The sequence below is a fragment of the Nocardia rhamnosiphila NBRC 108938 genome (assembly GCF_000720425.1).
In the GTDB taxonomy this organism is placed as follows: domain Bacteria; phylum Actinomycetota; class Actinomycetes; order Mycobacteriales; family Mycobacteriaceae; genus Nocardia; species Nocardia rhamnosiphila.
Genome location: NZ_JOAJ01000002.1, coordinates 353,643 through 373,891, shown reverse-complemented (window position 1 = coordinate 373,891; position 20,249 = coordinate 353,643). Strand labels below are relative to the sequence as shown.

Genomic DNA, 20,249 nt, shown 5'->3' with positions numbered 1-20,249 from the left:
AAAGATTCATCAGATAGCCGCCGATTTGTTCGGCCGGCCCGGTGAAGGTAGGGCGTATGCAGCACACAGGGCCCCTGGCCGGGGTGCGGGTGATCGATCTGACGGCGATGGTGATGGGTCCCTACTGCACCCAGATCATGGCCGATATGGGCGCGGACGTGATCAAGGTGGAGCCGCCGGCCGGGGACAACACCCGCCATATCTCGGTGGGCCCGGAACCGGGGATGGCGGGGGTGTTCGTCAACGTCAACCGCGGAAAACGCAGTGTGGTCCTCGATCTGCGCGAGCCGGCGGGCAAAACCGCACTGCGCGAATTGATCACCGGCGCCGATGTATTCATCCACTCCATGCGCGGTAAGGCCGTCGACGCGCTCGGGTTCGGCTACGAACAGGTCGCCGCGATCAATCCGGCGATCGTCTACACCAACTGCTACGGCTACGGCCGCCGCGGCCCCGACGCCGACCGCACCGCCTACGACGACACGATCCAGGCCGAATGCGGACTACCGCATGTGCAGGAACTCCTCACCGGCACACCGGGTTACGTGGGCACCATCATGGCCGACAAAATCGCCGGATTGACTGCCGTCTACGCCACCACGATGGCCCTGTTCCATCGCGAGCGGACCGGGGAGGGGCAGGAAGTGGAAGTCGCGATGTTCGAAACCATGGCCGCCTTCATGCTGGTCGAGCACGCCAACGGCGCCCTGTTCGATCCGCCGCTGGGGTCCGCCGCCTACCCGCGCGCGGTGACGCCCGAGCGCACGCCGTACCGCACTGCCGACGGTTATCTCTCCGCGCTCGTCTACAACGACAAACAGTGGACGGCCTTCGTGACCGCGGTCCGCCCGCCCTGGAACCGTCCGGAATTCGCGACCCTCGCGCAGCGTGCGCGCCGGATCGACACCGTCTACGCCCACCTGCGGGAGACTTTCGCGACCCGCACCACCGCCGCCTGGCTCGAACTGCTCGATTCCCTCGATATTCCGGCCGCGCCGGTGCGCAGCCTGGACGATCTCTTCGACAACCCGCACCTGAACGAGGCCGGTTTCTTCGAAACCGTCGACAGCCCCGACGGCCCGCTGCGTTTCCCCGGTCCGCCGACCTGGTTCTCCCGCACCCCCGGGCGCGTATCCGGTCCGGCGCCCCGGCTCGGCGCCCACACCCGGGAAGTACTGGAGGCGGCGGCCGTACGCGAACCGGAACCCTCCGGGCCGGCCGGCCACGGCAGGGGCACCCGAGGATGAGCGAGGCCGATATCGACCTGGGGCGGTGGCTGCGCCCCGGCGACCGGATCGTCATCGGGCAGGCCTGCGGTGAGCCCACCACTCTGCTCGAGGCGCTCATAGACCAGGGGCGGCGGATCGGCGACCTGTCCGCCTTCATCGCGACCAGCTTCTCCGGCCGGTTCGCGCCCGGGGTCGGCCGCTCTATCGCGCTGTCGAGTATGGGCGCCATCGGTGCGCTGCGCAGCCTCACCAGGACCCACGAGCTCGAGATCGTGCCGTGCCATGTGGGCAGGGTGGCCCCGATGATCGAATCCGGCGAGCTCGGCTGCGATGTGGCGCTCATCCAGGTCAGCCCCGCCGATTCCGCCGGCAGGCACAGCTTCGGACTGGTCGGCGACTATGTCCGGGCGGCGGTCGCGCGGGCCCGGGTGGTGATCGCGGAGGTCAACGAGCAGGTGCCCTACACCCTCGGTGAATCACTGGCCGCCGCCGAGATCGACTGCGCGGTCACCGTATCGACCCCGCCGGTGGAGGTGGCCCCCGCGGCGATCGGTGCGGTGGACGAGGCCGTCGCCCGCCACATCACCGACTACATCGGCGACGGCGCGGTACTGCAGATCGGTATCGGTGCCGTCCCCGACGCGGTGGTGCGGCTGCTGCGCGACCGCCGCGACCTCGGCGTCCACTCGGGCATGATGGGGGACGGCCTCGTCGACCTCGTGGAAGCCGGTGTGATCACCAACGCGCGCAAACGGATCGACCCGGGTGTGTCGATCACCGGCGCGCTCATCGGTACCCGGCGACTCTACGATTTCGCCCACCGCAATCCGGCCCTGCGCATGTGCCCGACCTCCTACACCCACGACGCCGCCGTCCTCGCGCGGCTCGACGATCTCGTCACGCTGAACTCCGCGCTCGAGGTGGACCTGACGGGGCAGGTGAACGCCGAACAGTCCGGCGAGAGCTATATCGGCGGCACCGGCGGTCAGGTGGACTTCGTCCGGGCCGGGCTGCGCTCGCCCGGTGGCCGGTCGATCATCGCCCTGCCCGCCACCGCCCGCAACGGCACCGTCAGCCGGATCACCGCCGCGCTGTCCGGACCGGTCACCACCGCGCGGACCGAAGTCGACCTGGTCGTCACCGAATACGGCGCCGCCGAACTCGCCGGGAAATCGCTGGCCGAACGCGCCCGGCGCCTCATCGGTATCGCCCATCCCGGCTTCCGCGACGAACTGGCCCGGACCGCCCGCCTCATCGAGAAACGAGGATTCTAGATGGAGGACGCCGTACTCTTCGACGCCCGTGCCGACGGCATCGCGGTGATCACCCTCAACCGGCCGCAGACCCGTAACTGCCTGTCCGCGGAGGTCCGGGCCGGGTTGTTCACGGCATGGGACCGTTTCGAACACGACCCGGCATTGCGGATCGCCATCCTCACCGGCGCCGGCCCGAAGGCGTTCTGTGCAGGCGGTGACCTACGGGAGATGGTGGACACCGGGATGGCCGAACCGCCCCGGGAGATGTTCCCCGTCCCCTACGACACGATCGAACTGTCCAAACCGACCATCGCCGCGGTCAACGGCGCCGCCTTCGCCGGCGGCTGGATGATCGCCCAGGCCTGCGATCTGTGCGTGGCCAGTACGACGGCGACCTTCGCGGTGAGCGAGGTGAAGGTGGGCCGCAGCTCGCCGTGGGCCGCACCGCTGATCCATATGATCCCGCAGCGCATCATGATGGAGATCCTGCTCACCGGTAACCCGATCAGCGCGCACCGCGCGTACGAGATCGGTCTGGTGAACCGGCTGGCCGAACCGGACGAGCTGTTACCGGCGGCGCTCGACCTGGCCTCGACCGTGCTCGCCGGTGCCCCGCTGTCGGTGCGCGCGGCCCGCGAAACCGTCATGCTGGCCACGGAAATGGGCCGGTCGGCCGCGCTGCGGGCCGCCCGGCACGCCGCGGCGCGGGCCTATCACAGCGCGGACGCGCAGGAGGGGCCGGCGGCGTTCGCGGCCAAGCGGGCGCCGCGGTGGACGGGGGAGTGAGCACGGCCCGGGCCGGCGCGGCACCGGGACGCCGAGGTCGATCGCCGATCAGGAGTATGGGCGGCCGGGGCGGCCGGGGACGTGCCGGCCGCCGCGCGCTCACCGCAGTGTGACGGCCGGGTCGAGATGCGTCCGGCCGCTCGTTCGAGGCAATGACCTCGGGCGACGAGCGGGCCGCATCGTATTCGTCGGTTCTCGTGCGAATCGCATGCACGTTCACCGATGATCTGTTTCATCACGCCGCTACCGTCGGGCGCGCTCGAGCGCCCGGACTGTTGCCCGCCCCCGCGCGGCCGCTTTATAGTGGATGCGAATTCGGGTTGCGTGAAATCGACTTCACCCGCTCACAGCTCTACAACCGATCGGGGAGTAAGCTGTTATGGCCGATATTCTTTTCGTGGTGACCGGCGCGAGTTATTGGACACTGAACGACGGCACCCGGCACCCCACCGGGTATTGGGCCGAAGAGTTCGCCGCCCCCTATCGGATCCTGACCGGTGCCGGTCATCGAATTGTGGTGGCCACTCCCGGCGGGGTGGTACCCCATGTCGATGTGATGAGTCTGCGACCGTCGATGGCCGGTAGCGAACAGATCGCCCAGGATCTGGAAGAGACCCTGCGCTCGGCCGAAGAGTTACGCCGGCCGATCGGGCTGGCGCATGCCCGACCGGCCGACTACGACGCCGTCTACTATCCCGGTGGCCACGGCCCCATGGAGGACCTGTGGCGGGACGCGGACTCCGGCAGGTTGCTGACCGCGGCCCTGGCCTCGGGCAAGCCGCTGGCCATCGTCTGCCACGCGCCGGTGGCGATCCTGGCGACCAGACGCAACGGTGTATCGCCCTTCGCCGGGTATCGCCTGACCGCGTACACAAATGACGAAGAAGATGCCGTCGGATTGCGCGAGAAAGCGATGTGGACGGCCGAGGACGAACTGGTGAAGCTCGGCGTCGATTTCACACGCGGCGAAATCTGGAAGCCGTACACCGTTGTCGACCGGAATCTGTTCACCGGCCAGAATCCGGCTTCCTCCGGTCCGCTCGCCGAGAAAGTTCTCGAAGTACTCGCCTGACGCGAATTCTTCGCTCGGCCGCATGATCCCGCGTGCGGGAATATCCGCGACGTGCTCCAGAAAATCGAAACCTGAGCGAAAACAACAGGAGACGGTGAACATGCGTGGAGTCATCATGTACGCTCCCGGCGACATCCGGGTCGAGGATAGGCCCGATCCCGAAATAGTCGAGCCCACCGACGCGGTCATCCGCATCGCCGCCACCTGTATCTGTGGGTCGGACCTGTGGCCCTATCGCGGCGTGGAACCGGTCGAGGGCCCCGCCCCGATGGGGCACGAGTACATCGGCGTCGTGGAGGAGGTCGGCCCGGAGGTGGCCGATATCGCGGTCGGCGATTTCGTGGTCGGATCGTTCTTCGCCTCCGACAACACCTGCGAGATCTGCCGGGCCGGATACCAGAGCCGCTGCGTGCACAATGTCCCGATGGGCTCGATCGGCACCCAGGCCGAGCGGGCCCGTATCCCGCTCGCCGACGGAACTCTGGTCGCCGTCCCGGGATCTCCGGATCCGGCGCTGTATCCGAGCCTGCTCGCGGCCTCCGATGTGCTGGGAACCGGCTGGTTCGCCGCCGTTGCCGCCGAGGCGGGCCCCGGGAAGACGGTGGTGGTCGTCGGCGACGGTGCGGTGGGTCTGCACGCCGTCCTGGCCGCGAAACAACTCGGCGCCGACCGGGTGATCGCGATGAGCCGTCACGCCGATCGGCAGGCGCTGGCCCTCGAGTTCGGCGCCGACGAGATCGTCGAAGAGCGTGGTAAGGCCGGGGTGGCCCGGATCAAGGAACTCACCGACGGGCTCGGCGCGCATTCGGTGGTCGAGGCGGTCGGCACCCAGGAATCGATGACGCAGGCCATTCGCGCCGCCCGCCCCGGCGGCCATGTCGGCTACGTCGGGGTGGCCCACGGCGTCGAACTCGACGGTATGCGGCTTTTCTTCTCCACTGTCCATCTGCACGGCGGGCCGGCCCCGGTGCGCCGTTTCCTGCCGGAGCTGATCGACCTCATCGTCCGCGGCGATATCGATCCGGGAGAGGTCTTCGATCTCACGCTGCCGCTGGAGCGGGCCGCGGAGGGCTACCGCGCGATGGACGAGCGTCGCGCCACCAAGGTCCTGCTCACCGTCTGAAGTCCCGCGCGGTGGTCAACCCTCCGTTTCGTCGACGATCTTGATCGCCCACTCGGGACACGCGTCCTTGGCGGTCAGCACCGCTTCGTGCAGATCCTCCGGGATGTCCTCGGCGACCGCCTCGGCGTAGCCGTAGTCGTTGAGCGCGAACACTTCCGAACACAGCGTGGTGCAGATACCGTGCCCCTTGCAGGAGTCCTCGTCGACGATGACCTTCATCTGGCCTACCCTTCCGTCCGGTCGAATTCCAGGTGCAGTGCGGTGATCCCGCGCAGGATGAAGGTCGGCAGATACTGGTATCTGCGCGCGTCCGCCGGGCCGTGGGCGCTCTCGTCGATACGGATATCGGTGGTGCGCTCGAGCAGGCGTTTGAACGCCACTTTCGCCTCGGTGCGGGCCAGCGGGGCGCCGGGGCAGGTGTGGATACCGCGTCCGAAAGCGATGTGGGAGCGGGCATTGGACCGCTTGGCGTCGAAAACGCTCGGGTTCTCGAAGCGCCGCGGGTCGCGGTTGGCGCCGCCGTTGGCGAGCATGAGGACCGTGCCCGCCGGGACCTCCACACCGCCGATCGTGGTGGTGGTCTTCGCCAGCCGGAAATCGCCCTTCACCGGGCTCTCCATCCGCAGCATCTCTTCGATGAAGTTGTTGATGCGTTCCGGGTCGCCGCGCAGCCAGGCCTGCAGTTCCGGGTCCTCGGCGATCAGTTTCAGCCCCGAGGACAGCAATCGCACGGTGGTTTCCTGGCCGGCCGAGAAGAGGTTTGCGGCGACCCGGACCACGTCGATCACCTCCGGTCGGCTGCCGTCGGGGAAGGTGGCCTCCGCGAGACTGGTCAGCACATCGCCGCGGGGATTCGTGCGCCGGTCCTCGATGTAGGTGGAGAATTTCTCGTAGAGGAATTCGATCGGGTTGTGCTCCATGGCGTGATCGGAGCTGGTGCTGCCGACCGTGCCGGTGCGGTGCGGATCGCGCTGCAACGCGTTGAGGAACTCCTCCTGATCCTCCGGCGGCACGCCGAGCAGGTCCGCGATCACATAGAGGGTGAAGGGGCCCGCGAAATCGCGGATGAGTTCCCCTTTTCCGGGCGCCAGGTACTCGTCGAGCATCTTGTCGGCCAGATCCCACATCGCCTCTTCGTTCTCTTTGAGACGTTTGGGGGTGATCAGCCGCATGAGCAGCCCACGGTGCGCGGTATGGGTCGGTGGGTCCAGGGCCGGAAGCTGATCGCTGAACGGCAGCGAATCGCGGTGTTCGGCGATGAGGGCGTCGGCGTCGGAGTTCTCGTCGATGGGCACGGGGAAGCCGGGGAAGGGTCCGGTCACCGAAATGCAGGAGGAGAAACGCTCGGCATCGTTGAGGACTTCCAACGCCTCGTCGTAGCCGGTCACCATCATGACGTTGTGGTGCTTCTCGCGGGTCACCGGGCACTGTTCGCGCAGGGCGTCGAAGTACGGATAGGGATCGGCGACCAGCTCCTGCCCGAGGAAGAAGTCCAGATCCTCGAAGTTTTTCACGTGACGGGTTCCCTTCGCTCGGCCGGCACCCACCACCACGAGCAGCTCCGCCGGTTGACTTCCGCATTTGAGAATATAACTCTCATCTGTGAATATGAGATTTCCACACGGTGTGCCGTGCGTCAACCGGAGGACCGGCGAACATGACCCTTGATCTCACCGCTGACCAGCGGCTGTTCCAGCAGACAGCCCGGGAATTCCTGGCCGGCACCGTCCCGGTGCCGACAGTACGCGCGCTCGGCGAGGCCGGGACCGGATTCGACGATCGGTGGTGGCGCTCGGCCGCCGAACTGGGCTGGACCGCCATGCTGGTCGCGGAGGAGCACGGCGGCGGCACCGTGTCCGGGCGGCCGATGACCGAATTGGCCTTGATCGCCACCGAACTCGGCCGGGCCTGCGCACCGGGGCCGTTCGTCACCACCAATGCGGTCCTCGCCGGATTGGCGACCGCGCGCGCGGCGCTCGACGATACGGTCACGGGAATCGCGGCGGGCACCCTCATCGCCACCTGGGCCGTCTACGAACCCGGACGTGGTCTCGATATCGTCGACGCGCTCGCCGATCGCGAAGCGCCCACCGACGGGGAATGGGCGCGTGCGGTCCGGGACGGCGACGGCTACCGGCTGACCGGGGTGAAGGACCGGGTCGAAGCCGGGGACCGCGCCGATATCCTGCTGGTGACCGCGCAGAGCGCGGACGGCCCGGTACAACTGCTGGTGCCCACCGACGCACCGGGGGTCACCGTCATCCCCACCTGGACCCTGGACCTGGTACGCCGCACCGCCCGGATCGAATTCGCCGAGGTCGCGGTGCCCGCGGAGTCCGTGGTGCACACCGGAGCCGCCGCGGCCGACGCCGTCCGCGCCCAATTGCACACCGCCGCGGTACTGACGGCGGCGGAGACGGTGGGCGCCACCGGCAAGGCGATGGAGGCGACCCTGGCCTGGCTCACCGACCGCTTCACCTTCGGCCGCCCGCTGGCCTCGTATCAGGCGCTCAAACATCGGATGGCCGATAACAAGACCTGGTACGAGGCATGCCGGGCGACCGCCGCCGCGGCCGCGGCCGCCTGTGACGACGATCCGGGGTCCGCCGCGGAAGCGGTGAGCGTCGCGAAATCCTATGTGGGCGCGAAAGCGCCGGTGATCGGTCAGGACTGTGTGCAGTTGCACGGCGGCATCGGGGTCACCTGGGAACACGATCTGCATCTGTATCTGCGGCGGATCGGACTGGGCCGCGCGCTCTACGGCACGCCCGAGGAGCATCGCCGCCGGATCACCGACCTCCTCACCGCCGCGTAGCGCCGCAGAACTCTCCGGAAGGCAGTACCGCTATGACCACCGAACCCGAACCCGTAGCCGAGTTCCGCGCACGCGCCCGGGACTGGTTGCGCGCCAACCTTCCCCCCGCGCCGGCGGACCAGGGCCCGCCCGACAGCAAAGAGGAGTGGGACCGGGCGCGGGAACTACAGCGGATGCTCCACGACGGCGGATTCGCCGGCATCTGCTTTCCGAAGGAGTACGGCGGCCTCGGCCTGACCCTCGCGCATCAGCAGGCGTTCACCAAGGAGTCCTACGCCTACGAGATGCCGGTGATCCTGAATGTGCCGACCCTCGCCATCTGCGCGGCCACCCTGCTCGACCTGGGTACCGAGGAGCAGAAGCGGGAGCATCTGACCGCGGTGCTGCGCGGGGACGAGGTGCTGGTGCAGTTGCTGTCCGAGCCGCGCGGCGGGTCGGATCTGGCCGGACTCACCACCCGGGCCGAACGGGACGGCGACCGCTGGCTCCTCAACGGCTCCAAGATCTGGAGTTCGGGCGCCTACGCGGCGGACTACGGGTTGTGCCTGGCCCGCACCAACTGGGAGGTGCCCAAGCACCGTGGGCTCACCATGTTCCTGGTGCCCATCGACGCCGCGGGAGTGACCGTGCAGCGGATCAAACAGGTTACCGGATCCACCGAGTTCTGCCAGGAGTTCTTCGACGATGTGGTGCTGGGCGACGAAGCCGTGATCGGCCGGGTCGACGACGGCTGGGAGGCGGCGTCCCGGCTGCTCTATCACGAGCGTTCGGCCATCGGCGGGACCTCGCCCTATCTCAGCGGCGCCCGGCCGCATATCGGCGGCGAGGAGTCCCCGCTCCTGGATATCGCCCGCGCCGGCGGCCGGCTCGACGATATCCGGGTCCGCGAGGATGTCGGCGAGGCGCGGGCCATGCAGGTGGTGCGCGATCAGCTCATCGACCACATCACCCACAGTGTGCTCGCCGGGGAGCTGCCGCCGGCCGCCGGCTCGATCACGCGCCTGTTCAGTGCGGAGAACTCCTGGCTGCAAACGGATCTGGCGGTGAAGGTCGCGGGGGCGGCCGCCGCGACACACGCCCCGGGCGACCCGGTGGACACCGCGCGCATCGGCACCGACTTCCTGTTCCGCGCCGCCTGGAGTCTGGCGGGCGGTAGCACCGAGATCGCGCGCAATGTGATCAGCGAACGCGTGCTCGGGATGCCGCGGGAGTACGCCGCCGACCGGGACGTGCCGTTCAACGAGGTGAAACGTGGACGGTAACGCCGGAGACGGAGCGAGGACACGGAGGTAGCGATGCGTTTCATCTTCCACTATCCCGAAACCGGCGGCGCGGCAGGCGATGTGCTCGACGCGGGGCCGCTGGGCGAGGTCGCGCGCGCGGCCGAGCGAGCCGGCTTCGCCGGATTCTCGCTCAGCGAGCATCCGGCGCCGGGCGCCCGGTGGCTGGGGGCCGGCGGCCATCAAACCCTCGACCCCTTCGTGTCACTGGGGTACGCGGCGGCGCTGACCGAACGGATCCGCCTGATCACCTATCTGTCGGTGGCGCCCTACCGGAACCCGATGCTGCTGGCCAAAGCGGCGGCCACCCTGGACAAACTGTCCGGCGGGCGGGCCGTCCTGGGTATCGGTACCGGCTATCTGAAGGGTGAATTCCACGCGGTCGGGGTGGATTTCGAGGAGCGCAACACCCTGTTCGACGAAGCCCTGGACGTGCTGCCGCTGCACTGGAAAGGCGAGCCGTTCAGCTATACCGGGAAACATTTCAGCGCCCGCGAGGTGCAGGCCCGCCCGACCCCGGTCCAGCAGCCCATCCCCATCTGGATCGGGGGTAATTCGGCGCTGAGCCGGCGCCGGGTGGCCCGGGCGGCCCAGGGCTGGATCCCGATGTCCGGCGGCGCCGAACTCAGCACCACCGCCCGCACACCGGAACTGGGCACCATCGCGGACCTGGCCCGCAAGATCGCCGACGTGCGAGCGGCGGCCGCGGACAACGGGCGCACCGGCCATATCGACCTGGTGTACTCCTACAGCCATACCGGGCTCACCGGTCCAGGCGCCGATCCCGGCCCCCACCGGGAAGCGTTCGCCGAATTGGCGCGCGCCGGGGTCGACTGGATCACCGTCTCCACTCGGGGCGGTGTGCGCGATCCGCTCGACCCGGCGGCCACCTTCGATTTCCTGACGTCCTTCGGCGCGCACTACATCGGCTAGGGAGGCGGAACCGATGGGCTGGTTCGAGGAACGTGGCGGTCTCGCCGGCAGTGTGGCGGTGGTGACCGGCGGGGCCGGCGGTCTGGGCGGGGCGATCGTCGCGGACTTGGTCGCCAATGGAGTGCGTCCGGCGGTACTCGATCTCGATGCCGCGGCGCTCGCGGAACTGCGGGAGTCACCGGCCGGGCAGGAGGCCGTCCTACACCACGGTGATGCCCGCGACCCGGCGGTCCTGGCGGCGCTGTTCGAGGCCGCCGACGCCCGATGGGGCCGACTCGACACCCTGGTGAATGTGGTCGGCGGCACCTTCCGCGCCCCCTTCTCCGAGACCGGCCCGAAGGGCTGGGACGCGCTGTTGCGCACCAATCTGACCCATGTCCTGCACGCCTGCCATCTGGCCGTACCCCGGATGCGCGCGGGGGGCCGCGGGGGCAGCATCATCAATATCACGACCATCGAAGCCCACCGGGCCGCACCGGGTTTCGCGGTGTACGCCGCGGCGAAGGCGGCGGTGGAACAGTTCGCCCGCACGCTGGCCGTGGAAGTGGCCCCCGACGGGATCCGGGTCAACAACATCGCCCCCGATTTCGTGCCCACGCCGAATCTGGAGCGTATCGGGACCGGCGACAACGCCATGACCGACCCGGCAGGCGTGAAAGTGGCCATCCCCATGGGCCGGGCCGGGCACCTCACCGATATCTCGCAGTGCGCGGTATTCCTGGCTTCCCGCCTGTCGGCCTACCTCACCGGGACCACCCTGCACCCCGATGGAGGTACGTGGGCGTCCGCCGGGTGGTTCAACTGGCCGCGGGAAGGCTGGGCGAATCACGCGCCGCTGCGGGTATTGCGGGCGAGCGAAGACGGGCAGTGAGCGAACCGGCGCACCTGCCGGGCGGGTCGTAGTCGAGCGGTCCGGTGTCCCCGCCCAGCGCCCGGTGCGATCGTCCGGTTCGACCGCCGGCCGCGACAGTATCTCTGGTCGACCAGGGCGGTCGGCCACCCGCAATCGGCTGGCGAGGGCCGAGGGTCGCTGTCAGTCGTTCCCGTCCGGTGCCGGATCCCGGGGGAGCTCGGTCAGGATGCGCAAGGCGTTGAGGAAGCCGCGACGGTCGGCGGCGGGCAGATTTTCCAGGATCTGTGCGTTCTCGCGCGCCTGGATCTCGGCCTGTACCGCGGCCGCGATCCGGTGGCCCTCCGGCGTCAGCGCCAGCAGCCGGGCCCGGCGGTCGGCGGGATCGGGGGTGCGTTCGATGAGACCGCGCTCCTGGAGGTCGTCGAGGACCGCGATGATCCGGGTCTTGTCGGCGCCGATCTCCTGGGCGAGTACGCCCTGCCCGCGGGCGGAGCCCCGGCTCAGCGCGATCAGGACCGTGTAGGCCCACATGGTCAGCCCGTGGGCTTCGAGAATCGGGCGTTCCAGGGCGATGAGGGTGCGGGTCAGCGGCGCGAGCATCGCGGCCAGATCCGGACGGTCCGTGGTTCCCATGAGTAGAACCTACCCACTGGAAAACAGTACGCATTGACGTACGATAAGCTGGTGCGTATGGTCTGCGATATGACCACAGGCCTCGTCGAACTCGACCGCCGCGCGGTACTCACCACGGTGACCACCGCAGAACTCGTCACCCCCGACCGACTCGGCCTGCCGACCCCGTGCGCGGGCTGGACGGTGGGCGACCTGCTGGCGCATATGGCCGCACAGCATCGCGGCTTCGCCGCCAGTGCCCGTGGTGACGGCGCCGACCTCGCCCACTGGCAGGTGCGGCCGCCGGGACCGCACACCCCGGCCGAGTACACCGAATCCGCGGCCGAGGTCCTACAGGCATTCGCCGAGCCCGGCACGGTGGAACGCCTCTTCGCGATGCCGGAATTCGGGCCGGACGTCACGGTCCCGGGCCATCAGGCCCTCGGATTCCACCTGGTCGACTACGTCGTCCACGGCTGGGATCTCGCGCGAGCCCTCGGTGTGGGCTATGAACTGGACGCGGCCACGGCCGAGCCGGTGCTGCGTATCGCCGAATCCGTCCCCGACGGCCCGGAACGCGAGCAGCCCGGGTCCCCCTTCGCCCATGCGCTGCCGGGTGGCGACCCGGGTGCGCCGCTGGACCGGATCCTCCGCCTGCTCGGTCGTTCGCCCGCCTGGCCGAAAAGCGAGTAGCAGTCCTCCGGGCCGGCCCCTCGGCGCCAACCGCTCTGTGACGGCGGGGAAAACGGGGAGCGGCAGCGGAATGGCCGGTGAGGCAATCGTTCGTCCTGTCGACCATCACCGACATCGCGGTACCCGGAAACCCCTCCGCGACAACAAGGCGGCGCAGCAGCGGGCGGTGTTCGGCACGAAGCGGGATGCCGGAGTCAGCCGGAGCCGACCGCCGCGCGGATGGCGGGGTCGAGCAGGCCGAGATCGCTGCCCAGCCGGTCGGCGAGTTCGCGGACCACGGCGACATCCTTGCGCAGGAAATCGCCCACCGAGTCCGCGAACGCCGCCACCGAACCCTTGGCTGCCACACTCAGCACCGCACGCCCCGAACTACTGGCATGCGGCAGTGCGGAAAGGACCTCGGCTTCGGTGAGGCCCAGTTCGCCGGCCAGCCGCACCGCTTCGGTGACCAGGCCGATCTGGGCGGCGAACAGCGAATTGTTGACGAGTTTCACGCGCTGCCCGTTACCGAGTTCCCCGACCGCCAGGACCGGATCCGCGTACGCGGCCAGCACGGGGCGCGCCCGCGCGGTCGCGTCGGCCGAGCCGCCCAGGAAGACGGTGAGCGAACCGTCGGCGATGTTGTGCGGACCCCCGCTCACCGGGGCGTCGACCACATGGCGTCCGGCAGCGGCCCGGTCGGCGGCGATCGTCGTCGCGGTGTCGGGGCTGCCGGTGGTGTGCAGAATCAGGACCGAGCCGGGCGGCATCGTCTCGAGCAGTCCGCTGTCCAGGCACACCTCGCGGACCTGCTGATCGGTGAAAACGCAGACCACCACCGCCTCGGCGTCCTGTCCGGCCTCGATCACCGAGCCGGTCGCGGTGGCGCCGGTCGCGGTGATCGCGGCCCGGGCGCCGGGATTGCGCCCGAGTGCACGGACACTGTGCCCGGCGGCCGTCAGGCGCCGGATCATGGGGGTTCCCATGCGGCCGGCGCCGATGAATCCGATGCGCACTCGGTTCTCCTTCGTTCGGTCAGCGGGGGCGGCCCATCAGGGCGAGCGTGGCGTCGGCGGTATCGAGTACCACCCCGGGGACGATCTGTGCGGCGTCGGCCAGTTCGCTGATCAACCGGACGTCCTTGCGCAGCAGATCACCCGCGTGCGCGGCGATCTGGTCCAGGCTTCCGCCGCCCGCCAGGATGCGGCCGAGCGCGAAACTGTTGCCGCTGCCGTTGCCGATCACTTCGCCGAGCCGCTCGGGGCTGACGCCCAGCCGGGCGCCCAGTTCCAAGGTGCTGACCGCGGTGGCCATATGCGCGGTGAACAGGAGATTGTTGAGCAGTTTGGTGGTCTGCCCGGCGCCGACACCGCCCAGATGCACGATCGGGGCCGCGTAGGTCTCGAAAACCGGCCGGCAGCGCGCGAGGGTGTCCTCGTCACCCCCGGCCATCACCAGCAGCCGCCCGGCCGCGACCGCGGGGGCCCCACCGCTGACCGGTGCGTCGATGAGCGAAACGCCCTGTGTGGCGGCGATTTCGGCCAGTTCCCGACAGGTGTCGGGGTGGACCGTGCTGTGGATCGCGATCACCGGTGCCGTGTCGCGCCCGGCCGCGGAGGCGGCGAATCCCGCCAGGACGCCGTCCGCGCGTTCGAGGACTTCGCGCACATCGGCGTCACCGACCACGCACAGACACACCAGATCGCTGTCGGCGGCGAGTTCCGCGGGAGTCGCGGCGACTTTCGCCGCGGTATCGGCATACGGTTCGGTGGTGACGGGGCGGCGTGCCCACAGGGTGGTCCGGTACCCGGCCTCGACGATACGGCGGGCCATGGGCCCGCCCTGACTACCCAGTCCGATGAATCCGACGCGCATGGTGTTCCTCTCTCGCGCAGCTCAGGAGTCGGCGGCCGCCGACTCCGTTTCCGGGGTGGCCGGTCGCCAGAAGACCGCCAGCAGACCGGCGGTGGCGATGACACCGACCCCCAGCGCGACGGCGCCGCCGCCCCAGCCGGTGAGCTCGATCCCGGCGGCGTGGTCCACCGACAGCCATCCGGGTCCGAGAATCCCGAGCGCCAGCGAGACGACCGCGAGGACCAGGACGTACTCGTAGCCGTCCTTGAACACGAAGAAGCCGTTCTTCCGGTGCGCGAGCAGGGCGGCGACCAGCATCACCGAGATCACCGCCGCGGCGGCCAGCGGGGTGAGCAGCCCGACGACCAGCAGCGCCCCCGCGCCGATCTCGGTGATCACACTGAACCAGGCCTGCAGTACGCCGTGGCGTAACCCGAGGCCGCTGAACCAGCCTGCGGTGCCGGCGATCTTGCCGCCCCCGATCCAGTGGTTGATCCCGTGGGCGATCATGGTGCCGCCCACGACCAGGCGGAGCAGCAGCAGTGCGATATCGGTGACGTCCATTCGGCTACCTTTCCGGCCGCGCCGCCGCGCCGCCGTCGAATTGCAGGGCGGGGCCGGAGAATTCTCCGGTCCCGCGGGCGATGATGCACTCCTCGGCAAAGGCCAGCACGGTGAGGTGGTAGGCCGGTGCGGTCCGGCCGAGGCCGACGTTGTGACCGGTATTGGGCATCCGGTTCAGTACAACCCGTGGCGACCGGGTGAACAAACCGCCCACCGCGACCATCTCCGCGGGATCGTTTCGCCACACCCGTTCGTATTCACCCAGGCTGTATCGCACCGGAACACCGATATCGGGGGCGAGGCCGAGGAATTCCCGCGCGGCCCAGTCGTGCAGCGCCCGCGACTCCAGGTGCGAGCCCTGCGCGGACACGGTACTGCCGCCCAGGACGTCGTCGGGATACAGCCGGGACGGTTCCCAGATCAGCCGCCCCACCCCACGCGGCCGCCGGCCGGCGATCCGGTCGGCGCCCCAGAGCAGGTCCTGCGCGGCCTGCTGGTGCCGGCGTCCAGTGCCGGCGAGTTCGAGTCCGAGCAGGTCGGCGCCGCGGTCGGCGGCCGCCATCCGGACCGCGAGTTCGCAACCCGCCGAATGCGCGAGCAGGAAGACGCCCGCGCCGCGCGGCAAGCCGTCCAGGAGTGCGTCGACGGCGCCGTAGACGAGGTCCACCCGGCGCTGCGGTGGGTCCAGGAGCCGGGCGTGCGGGGCCGAACTGCCGAACCCGGGGCGGTCCAGCGCGAGCACGGTGTAGCCGAGCCGCTGCCCGGTGCGCAGCAGCGAGTACTCCGGGTGTCCGGGGCAGTCGAAGTACCGGGAGTCCACGGCGCCGCCGTGCAGGGCGACCACGACCGCCCGTGGGTCGGCCACCTCGGCCAGCAGTCCGGAGACCGGGATCCTGTCGACTTCGGGTACTTCGGCGACCACCGGCAACGGGCCGGTGGACTCGGCCGGGGCCGGCTCGAATCCGGTCAGTGTCACCACGCACCCCGGGCCATCAGGATTCGCTCCGCAACAGGACCGCGCCGCCCGGGGTGAGACCCCCGCTGGACACCACCGCCACCTTCGCGCCGGGCACCTGCCGCGCCCCGGCGGTCCCGCGTAATTGCACGATCGCCTCGTGCATCAGCCCCATCCCGTGGGTGCGGCCGTGCGAGAGCTGGCCGCCGTGGGTGTTCAGCGGCAGCACGCCGTCGCGGGCGATGTTCCGGCCGCCGTCCAAAAAATCCTTGGCCTCGCCGATCTTGCAGAAACCGAGCGCTTCGATCCAGGACAGGCAGTTGATGGTGAACCCGTCGTACAGCTCGGCGACATCCACATCCTCGGGCCGCAGCTCGGTGCGGGTCCACAGATGGGCGGCGGGGCCGAGAACCTGGGGTTCGTGGGTGAGCGTGCTCTGATCCCATTCGATCCGCTCGACGATCTGGGTGCCCACCGCCTCCACCCGGATGGCGGGGCCGGGTAGATCGGCGGCGGCCTCCCGGGCCGAGACGATCACCGCGACGGCGCCGTCGCACGGGACATCGCAGTCGTAGAGGCCGAACGGTGTGGTGATCGGGCGGGCGTTCAGATAGTCGTCCATCGTCAGCGGATCCCGGTACACCGCGCTCGGATTCAGCGCGGCGTTCGCGCGCTGGTTCAGCGCTATCCAGCCGAGGGTTTCGCGGGTGGTGCCGTAGTCGTGGAAATGCCGCTGCGCCTTCTGCGCCAGCGTATGCGCGGCCGAGGTGGAGCCGAACGGATGCATCCAGCTCGCGGTGCGGCCGCCGCCGGCCGCGGGGATCGTGCCCCGCTTCATCAACTCGTTGAACGTGGCTTCCCAGACCGTGCGGAAACACAGCACATGGGTGGCCAGACCCGCGTGCACCGCGAGCATGGCCGCGATGACCGACCCGCCGGGCCCGAAGGTCTCTATCCCGCCGTTGTGCCAGGTGGGCCGGATACCGAGCGCGGACTCCAGCGCGGTGACGCCGCCTTCCCCGAATCCGCCGAGATTACCGCCGCCCGGATACGAGGACAGTCCGTCGATATCGTCGAGGCCCAGGCCCGCGTCGGCGATCGCCTGCTGGCAGGCGTCGACGGTCAGTTCCAGTGGCGGCCGCATGAGCCGCCGCCCGATTCGCGACATCCCGATCCCGGTGAGCGCGACGCTGTCCTCGAACTTGTCGCGGCGCCGCATCGTCGTCACGTGCCGCCCGAACTGATCCGCGGGTATCTCGTCCACCGGCAGCGGTGCCGGGCCGGGCTGTTGCGCGGCGGGCCGGAACAGTGGCAGCCACACATCGCCGTCCTGCCGGAACACCACCTCCAGCCGCATACCCAGGGTGAGCTCGCCGGGATCGCAGTCGACGATATTGGTGGTCAGCCGCACCCGCGGATCGTCGTCCAGCGCCACCGTCGCCACCACGTACGGCGGCGGGAGACCCGGTAGCGCGAAGCGGTGGTTGACGGTGAACGACGCGAGGATCGCGGTACCCGACACGATCCGGGGCGCCAGCTCGCGTCCTCGGCAGTAGCGGCAGATAGGCTGCGGCGGATGGATCAGTGCCGAACACGCCCGGCACTCCTGGATGCGGAGGTTCCCGTCGGCGCCCGACGTCCAGAAGAACTCGGTGTCCAGGGACAGCAGCGGTAGTGGTCGCCCCGATCGGGGTGCCGGTTCGTCGCCGGTCGTCGATGACATATCGCCTCCTCGTGGCGTCGGTACCGGGGCCCGGTGCCGCCGGTGGCGACCACGTCCGGTGTTCCACCCCGGGCGGTCGCCCGTCCGGGGGCCGGAATTACGTTGTGCTGTTCTGCGTCAGATCTGCGCCGCGTCCTTGCGGACTGTCACCGGCTCGGCGAGCCGCTGTTCGTCGCAGACGGTCTGCAGTTTCGCGAGTGTCTCGGTGAGCCCGGGACCGAGCGGTTCCCCGGGGGTGAATGTGGCCGGCAGGTGCCGCATGCCCTGGATCACCGCGATGGTCTCGTAGTGCACGGCCTCCTCCGGGATGCACCGGAAGTCCGGTAGCCGATCCAGCACCGCGACCAGCATCCGCTTGTACACCGCCCGGGCCACATTCGATCCGATACACCGGTGGATGCCCAATCCGAAACTGAAGTGCCGGTTCCCCTTACGGTCCAGCACGACCGTATCGGGGTGCTCGAACACGGCCGGGTCACGGTTGGCCATGGCCCAGGACAACCACAGTCGTTCACCTTCGGCGAACCGCGCGCCGGCCACTTCGACATCGGTGTTCACGGTGCGGCCGTCGCCGGGCGCCGGCGTGAAGTAGCGCAGGAACTCCTCGGTCGCCGAGTCCAGCAGCTGGTCCCGTTCCCGGCTGAGCGTTTCCCGTTCGCCCGGATGCTCGGACAGCCACTCCAGCGAATGCGCGGTGAGTGCGGTGGTGGTGTCGAAACCTCCGCCGATCAACAGGCCGAGCATGCCGAGGATCTCGATATCGGACAGGGGCTCCCCGCCCAGTGTCGCCTCGGTCGCGAGCGCGTGGATGAGGCCGGGCCGGGGATTCGCCCGGATCTCGGTGAGATTGGTGTAGAGGTCCAGGCCCATCTCCTGGTGCATCCGGTGTACCCGCTCGAACTCCGGCGAGTCGGGCGGGGTGTACACCGTCGCGTGCGCGGGCTCGCTGTAGACCGCCCAGTTGCGCAGCGGTACCCCCAGCATGGCCAGGGTCAGGACGGCGGGCACGATATTGGCCAGGTCGTCGACGAAATCGATGCGGCCCGTGGCGATCTTCTCGTCGAGCGCGGCGCGGACCAGTTCGTCGACGAACGGGATCCACCGCTGTACCGCGGCGGGCGACAGATACGGGTTGAGCACGGCCCGCAGTTCACGGTGCTCGGGGTCGTCCATCTCCAGGATGCCGTTGCGGATGGCGGCCTGGTTGGTGGAGGGGATGGTGATGCCCTGATATCCGCGCCGCACGCCGTCGACGTCACGGTCGTTGGAGACGTAGGGGCACCGGGCGAGTTCGAAGACCTCCCGGTTTCCCGCGGCCACCCAGTAACCGTCGTGGCGGTCGGTCCAGGCGATCGGGCACTGCCGGTGCATATGCTCGGTGATCGCCTGGAACGATTCCCGGTAGGCGGGCCCGTAGCGGTCGAAATCGAGCCGGGGATGCAGGCGGTCGGTGGGTTCGGTGGCGGACATCGGGTGCCCCTCGTACTACTCGGTGAGCGAGATGGCGCGCTCGGGGCAGGAGTGCACCGCTTCGCGCACCTGGTCCTCTTGGTCGTGGGCTACATTTTCGTCGACCGGCGAGGAATGCCCGTCGATTTCACTGAGTTCGAACGCTTTCGGGGCGATCATCGAGCACAGGGTGTGCCCCTGGCAGCGTTCCTGATCGACATGGACCTTCACGGTTGTCACTTCCCTTCGGATGCGGTGGGCGGATTCCTGTGGCTGTCAGGTGTTGCGTCCGCCGTTGACGCCGATGATCTGGCCGGTGATATAGCCGGCCTCCTCGGAGATCAGGAAAGCGCAGGTGGCGGCAATGTCCTCGGGCTTGCCGACGCGCCGCACGGGGGTGCGCTGAATATGGTCCTCGACGGTGCCGCCGAGCAACCGGCGTTCCTCGGAGCGGCGCAGCATGGGGGTGTCGATGAAGCCCGGGGGTACCGCGTTCACCGTGATACCCGAGGGACCCAATTCCAGCGCAAGGGATTTGGTGAGTCCGTTGACCGCGGATTTCGACGATACGTAGTGGGACATGAACGGCTGACCCGACTGTGCGCTCGACGAGGAGATGTTCACAATGCGGCCCCAGCCGGCCTCGATCATATCCGGCAGTACCGCCTGGATGGTGTGGAAGACGCCGTGCAGGTTCACCTCGATGACCCGCTGCCATTCCGCGAAGTCGATGTTCTGGAACCGTTTGAATCCGTCGACTCCGGCCGCATTCACCAGAACGGTGACCGGGCCGAGCTTCTCGCGGACGGCTCCGAGTGCTTCGGCGATGCTGTCCGGATCGGTCACATCGGCCCGGTAGGCGGAATCGTCCTCCGCGGCGGCGTTGCGGTCCAGGGCGGCGACATGGAATCCGTCGCTGCGCAGCCGCTGCGCGATGGCCAGTCCGATGCCCGAGGCGCCGCCGGTGACAACTGCGGTTTTCACGCCTGCCTCTCCTCTCCCGCGCCCACCGACGCAAGAATATGCATTCCGATTATGGAGAACCGTACTCTCGTACAGTTCGTCTCCGCAAG

21 protein-coding genes are annotated in these 20,249 nt (G+C 69.1%); 10 read left to right on the top strand and 11 right to left on the bottom strand.

Annotated elements, in window-relative coordinates; translation table 11 throughout:
• Window positions 1–56 precede the first annotated feature (56 nt).
• From IG75_RS0110565 to IG75_RS0110545, 5 genes are all read left to right on the top strand, one after another.
• Window positions 57–1,247 (top strand): CaiB/BaiF CoA transferase family protein, encoded by a 1,191-nt coding sequence (locus IG75_RS0110565; protein WP_051714469.1) that lies wholly within the window; start codon window positions 57–59, stop codon window positions 1,245–1,247.
• Window positions 1,244–2,503, top strand: coding sequence for an acetyl-CoA hydrolase/transferase family protein (locus IG75_RS0110560; RefSeq protein ID WP_030521027.1), 1,260 nt, complete (start codon window positions 1,244–1,246; stop codon window positions 2,501–2,503). The genes IG75_RS0110565 and IG75_RS0110560 overlap by 4 nt, the downstream gene beginning before the upstream one ends.
• Complete coding sequence (locus tag IG75_RS0110555; RefSeq protein WP_030521026.1) at window positions 2,504–3,271, top strand: enoyl-CoA hydratase/isomerase family protein; 768 nt, start codon at window positions 2,504–2,506, stop codon at window positions 3,269–3,271.
• Window positions 3,272–3,650: 379 nt separating this feature from the next.
• On the top strand, window positions 3,651–4,343 hold the full coding sequence (locus IG75_RS0110550) for a type 1 glutamine amidotransferase domain-containing protein (protein ID WP_030521025.1): 693 nt from the start codon (window positions 3,651–3,653) through the stop codon (window positions 4,341–4,343).
• 100 nt (window positions 4,344–4,443) lie between these two features.
• Window positions 4,444–5,466, top strand: a complete 1,023-nt coding sequence (locus IG75_RS0110545) for a zinc-dependent alcohol dehydrogenase family protein (RefSeq protein WP_030521024.1) — start codon at window positions 4,444–4,446, stop codon at window positions 5,464–5,466.
• Between the two features lie 15 nt (window positions 5,467–5,481).
• Here the strand turns inward: IG75_RS0110545 and IG75_RS0110540 are convergent, their stop codons facing one another.
• Window positions 5,482–5,685 (bottom strand): ferredoxin, encoded by a 204-nt coding sequence (locus tag IG75_RS0110540; protein ID WP_030521023.1) that lies wholly within the window; start codon window positions 5,683–5,685, stop codon window positions 5,482–5,484.
• 5 nt (window positions 5,686–5,690) lie between these two features.
• Entirely contained in the window at window positions 5,691–6,980 is a 1,290-nt protein-coding gene (locus IG75_RS0110535) for a cytochrome P450 (RefSeq protein WP_030521022.1), read from the bottom strand.
• A 143-nt stretch (window positions 6,981–7,123) separates the two neighbouring features.
• Between IG75_RS0110535 and IG75_RS0110530 the strand changes: the two genes are divergently transcribed.
• Genes IG75_RS0110530 through IG75_RS0110515 form a run of 4 tightly spaced genes read left to right on the top strand, consistent with a single transcriptional unit; the run spans window position 7,124 to window position 11,365 of the window.
• Entirely contained in the window at window positions 7,124–8,281 is a 1,158-nt protein-coding gene (locus tag IG75_RS0110530) for an acyl-CoA dehydrogenase family protein (RefSeq protein WP_030521021.1), read from the top strand.
• A gap of 32 nt (window positions 8,282–8,313) precedes the next feature.
• Entirely contained in the window at window positions 8,314–9,543 is a 1,230-nt protein-coding gene (locus tag IG75_RS0110525; protein WP_030521020.1) for an acyl-CoA dehydrogenase family protein, read from the top strand.
• 33 nt (window positions 9,544–9,576) lie between these two features.
• Window positions 9,577–10,494, top strand: a complete 918-nt coding sequence (locus IG75_RS0110520) for an LLM class F420-dependent oxidoreductase (protein ID WP_030521019.1) — start codon at window positions 9,577–9,579, stop codon at window positions 10,492–10,494.
• Window positions 10,495–10,507: 13 nt separating this feature from the next.
• On the top strand, window positions 10,508–11,365 hold the full coding sequence (locus tag IG75_RS0110515) for an SDR family NAD(P)-dependent oxidoreductase (RefSeq protein ID WP_030521018.1): 858 nt from the start codon (window positions 10,508–10,510) through the stop codon (window positions 11,363–11,365).
• A gap of 162 nt (window positions 11,366–11,527) precedes the next feature.
• On the opposite strand, the gene IG75_RS0110510 is transcribed toward IG75_RS0110515, so the two are convergent.
• Entirely contained in the window at window positions 11,528–11,980 is a 453-nt protein-coding gene (locus tag IG75_RS0110510; RefSeq protein ID WP_030521017.1) for a MarR family winged helix-turn-helix transcriptional regulator, read from the bottom strand.
• A 69-nt stretch (window positions 11,981–12,049) separates the two neighbouring features.
• On the opposite strand from IG75_RS0110510, the gene IG75_RS0110505 reads away from it, so the two are divergent.
• Window positions 12,050–12,652 (top strand): TIGR03086 family metal-binding protein, encoded by a 603-nt coding sequence (locus IG75_RS0110505; protein WP_030521016.1) that lies wholly within the window; start codon window positions 12,050–12,052, stop codon window positions 12,650–12,652.
• A 194-nt stretch (window positions 12,653–12,846) separates the two neighbouring features.
• On the opposite strand, the gene IG75_RS0110500 is transcribed toward IG75_RS0110505, so the two are convergent.
• From IG75_RS0110500 to IG75_RS0110465, 8 genes are all read right to left on the bottom strand, one after another.
• Complete coding sequence (locus IG75_RS0110500; protein WP_030521015.1) at window positions 12,847–13,647, bottom strand: NAD(P)-dependent oxidoreductase; 801 nt, start codon at window positions 13,645–13,647, stop codon at window positions 12,847–12,849.
• Between the two features lie 19 nt (window positions 13,648–13,666).
• On the bottom strand, window positions 13,667–14,506 hold the full coding sequence (locus IG75_RS0110495; RefSeq protein WP_030521014.1) for an NAD(P)-dependent oxidoreductase: 840 nt from the start codon (window positions 14,504–14,506) through the stop codon (window positions 13,667–13,669).
• Window positions 14,507–14,527: 21 nt separating this feature from the next.
• On the bottom strand, window positions 14,528–15,049 hold the full coding sequence (locus IG75_RS0110490) for a DoxX family protein (protein ID WP_030521013.1): 522 nt from the start codon (window positions 15,047–15,049) through the stop codon (window positions 14,528–14,530).
• A gap of 4 nt (window positions 15,050–15,053) precedes the next feature.
• Complete coding sequence (locus tag IG75_RS0110485) at window positions 15,054–16,025, bottom strand: alpha/beta hydrolase (RefSeq protein WP_245713300.1); 972 nt, start codon at window positions 16,023–16,025, stop codon at window positions 15,054–15,056.
• Window positions 16,026–16,041: 16 nt separating this feature from the next.
• Window positions 16,042–17,727, bottom strand: coding sequence for a thiolase C-terminal domain-containing protein (locus IG75_RS0110480; protein WP_051714468.1), 1,686 nt, complete (start codon window positions 17,725–17,727; stop codon window positions 16,042–16,044).
• Between the two features lie 117 nt (window positions 17,728–17,844).
• Entirely contained in the window at window positions 17,845–19,197 is a 1,353-nt protein-coding gene (locus tag IG75_RS0110475) for a cytochrome P450 (RefSeq protein WP_030521010.1), read from the bottom strand.
• A gap of 15 nt (window positions 19,198–19,212) precedes the next feature.
• Entirely contained in the window at window positions 19,213–19,407 is a 195-nt protein-coding gene (locus tag IG75_RS0110470) for a ferredoxin (protein WP_030521009.1), read from the bottom strand.
• Between the two features lie 45 nt (window positions 19,408–19,452).
• Complete coding sequence (locus tag IG75_RS0110465; protein ID WP_030521008.1) at window positions 19,453–20,160, bottom strand: SDR family NAD(P)-dependent oxidoreductase; 708 nt, start codon at window positions 20,158–20,160, stop codon at window positions 19,453–19,455.
• Window positions 20,161–20,249 lie beyond the last annotated feature (89 nt).

Coding starts and splice junctions, on each gene's coding strand:
- IG75_RS0110545 (WP_030521024.1), top strand. CDS start 4,444: ATGCGTGGAGTCATCATGTACGCTCCCGGCGACATCCGGGTCGAGGAT.
- IG75_RS0110495 (WP_030521014.1), bottom strand. CDS start 14,506: ATGCGCGTCGGATTCATCGGACTGGGTAGTCAGGGCGGGCCCATGGCC.
- IG75_RS0110515 (WP_030521018.1), top strand. CDS start 10,508: ATGGGCTGGTTCGAGGAACGTGGCGGTCTCGCCGGCAGTGTGGCGGTG.
- IG75_RS0110540 (WP_030521023.1), bottom strand. CDS start 5,685: ATGAAGGTCATCGTCGACGAGGACTCCTGCAAGGGGCACGGTATCTGC.
- IG75_RS0110510 (WP_030521017.1), bottom strand. CDS start 11,980: ATGGGAACCACGGACCGTCCGGATCTGGCCGCGATGCTCGCGCCGCTG.
- IG75_RS0110525 (WP_030521020.1), top strand. CDS start 8,314: ATGACCACCGAACCCGAACCCGTAGCCGAGTTCCGCGCACGCGCCCGG.
- IG75_RS0110555 (WP_030521026.1), top strand. CDS start 2,504: ATGGAGGACGCCGTACTCTTCGACGCCCGTGCCGACGGCATCGCGGTG.
- IG75_RS0110475 (WP_030521010.1), bottom strand. CDS start 19,197: ATGTCCGCCACCGAACCCACCGACCGCCTGCATCCCCGGCTCGATTTC.
- IG75_RS0110550 (WP_030521025.1), top strand. CDS start 3,651: ATGGCCGATATTCTTTTCGTGGTGACCGGCGCGAGTTATTGGACACTG.
- IG75_RS0110530 (WP_030521021.1), top strand. CDS start 7,124: ATGACCCTTGATCTCACCGCTGACCAGCGGCTGTTCCAGCAGACAGCC.
- IG75_RS0110520 (WP_030521019.1), top strand. CDS start 9,577: ATGCGTTTCATCTTCCACTATCCCGAAACCGGCGGCGCGGCAGGCGAT.
- IG75_RS0110505 (WP_030521016.1), top strand. CDS start 12,050: ATGACCACAGGCCTCGTCGAACTCGACCGCCGCGCGGTACTCACCACG.
- IG75_RS0110565 (WP_051714469.1), top strand. CDS start 57: ATGCAGCACACAGGGCCCCTGGCCGGGGTGCGGGTGATCGATCTGACG.
- IG75_RS0110560 (WP_030521027.1), top strand. CDS start 1,244: ATGAGCGAGGCCGATATCGACCTGGGGCGGTGGCTGCGCCCCGGCGAC.
- IG75_RS0110490 (WP_030521013.1), bottom strand. CDS start 15,049: ATGGACGTCACCGATATCGCACTGCTGCTGCTCCGCCTGGTCGTGGGC.
- IG75_RS0110480 (WP_051714468.1), bottom strand. CDS start 17,727: ATGTCATCGACGACCGGCGACGAACCGGCACCCCGATCGGGGCGACCA.